The sequence below is a fragment of the Kitasatospora humi genome (assembly GCF_020907985.1).
GTDB lineage: Bacteria > Actinomycetota > Actinomycetes > Streptomycetales > Streptomycetaceae > Kitasatospora > Kitasatospora humi.
On the sequence record NZ_JAJJPA010000130.1, the window covers coordinates 1 to 1,830 of the forward strand.

Here is a 1,830-nt window from a genome sequence, read left to right on the forward strand (position 1 = left end):
GCGGCAGCATTACTGGCTGCCGATCGGTACGGCCGTGGTGGACGCGGCCGGGTTGGGCCAGTCTCCGGCGCGCCATCCCTTGTTGGGGGCGGCGGTGACCTTGCCGGCCAGTGGTGGTCTGGTGCTGACCGGGCGGTTGTCGCTCGCCGGGCAGCCGTGGCTGGCCGATCACGTGGTCGCCGGCCAGGTGATCGTCCCCGGGGCCGCGTTGGTCGAGATGGCGGTGCGGGCCGGTGACGAGGCCGGTTGCGGCCGGGTCGAGGAACTGGTCATCGAGGCGCCCCTGGTGCTCCCGTCCCAGGGCGGTGTCCGGGTGCAGGTCACCGTGGAAGAGGCGGACGAGTCCGGCCGCCGTGCGGTGGCCGTCTACGCCCAGGCCGAGGCGGGGACCTTCGAGGAGGAATGGACTCGCCATGCGACCGGTGTCCTGGCTTCTGCCAATGTAGCCATCGGCGAAAGCTGGGAGCAGTGGCCCCCGCCTGGTGCCGAGGCCGTGGACCTGGACGGCTTCTATCCGACGCTGGCCGGGAGCGGGCTCTCCTACGGGCCGGTCTTCCAGGGCCTGCGGGCGGCCTGGCGGCGCGGCGAGGAGCTGTTCGCCGAGGTGGCGCTGCCGGACGGCGTGAGCGCCACCGACTTCGGCCTGCACCCCGCCCTGCTGGACGCCGCCCTGCACGTGATCCCGGGCACAGGTGGGCGCCCGGACCGGGCTGAAGTCCCGTTCGCCTGGGGCGATGTGGTCGTGCATGCGGCGGATGCGGTGGCGGCGCGGGTGCGCGTGGCGCCGTCGGCCTCCGGTGAGGGCGTGTCGGTGACGCTGGCCGACACTACCGGCGGACTGATCGCGTCGGTGGGCTCTGTGGTCCTGCGGCCGTTCGCCGCTGCGGCGCCGGTTCGCGATGACCTGTTCGGGGTGGAGTGGGTCCCGGCCTTTGCCGTGAACTCCACTGACATGAGCGACCGTTGGGCTGTGCTCGGGGGTGAGCTGGCGGGCGCCGTTTCGTACGCCGATCTGTCGGTGCTGCTGGCGGCTGTTGGTGCGGGTGAGTCCGTGCCTGAGGTTGTGGTGGTGCGGGTCGTGCCTGAGTCGGGGGTTGAGGGTGTCGCGGCTGCGGCGCGCGGTGCTGCGGTGGGAGTTTTGGGGCTGGTGCAGGAGTGGCTGGCTGCGGACCTGCTGGCCGGTTCTCGGCTGGTGGTGGTGACCGAGCGCGCTGTGGATGCCGGCCCGGAGGCGCCGATCGAGGTCACGGCGGCGCCGGTTTGGGGGCTCGTGCGGGTGGCGCAGTCGGAGCATCCGGGCCGGCTGGTGCTGGTGGATGTGGACGAGTTGTCCGATGAGGCGGTTGCGGGCTTGCGGGCGGGTGTGGCGTCCGGTGAGTGGCAGTTCGCGGTGCGGGCGGGTCAGGTGCGGGTGCCGAGGCTTGTGCGGGTGTCGTCGGTGGCTGCTCCGGCTGCAACCGAGAGGCGTGCGGGCACGGTGCTGGTGACGGGTGCTTCCGGGGCGCTGGGTGGCCTGGTGGCCCGGCATCTCGCGGCGACCGGGCGGGCGGAGCGGCTGCTGCTGGTCTCGCGTCGGGGCATCGAGGCGTCGGGGATGCCGGAACTCGTCGCCGACCTGGAGGGGTTGGGTGTCGAGGTCATGGTGGCGGCCTGTGACGTCGCCGACCGTGGCGAGCTGGCCGGTGTGCTGGCCGGCGTGCCGCTGACGGGTGTCGTCCACGCGGCCGGGGCCGTGGACGACGGGCTGGCCACGGCGCTCTCGCCGGGGCGGGTGGCGGCGGTGATGCGGCCGAAGGTCGACGCGGCGTGGCACCTGCACGAGTTGACCCG

The 1,830-nt window shown here is 73.3% G+C and carries 1 protein-coding gene; it reads left to right on the forward strand.

Features of this window, described 5'->3' with window-relative positions; all coding sequences use genetic code 11:
* Positions 1–94: 94 nt before the first annotated feature.
* Positions 95–1,830 (forward strand): type I polyketide synthase (locus tag LN042_RS36685; protein WP_230055804.1); only part of this gene is annotated, 1,736 nt, incomplete at its 3' end.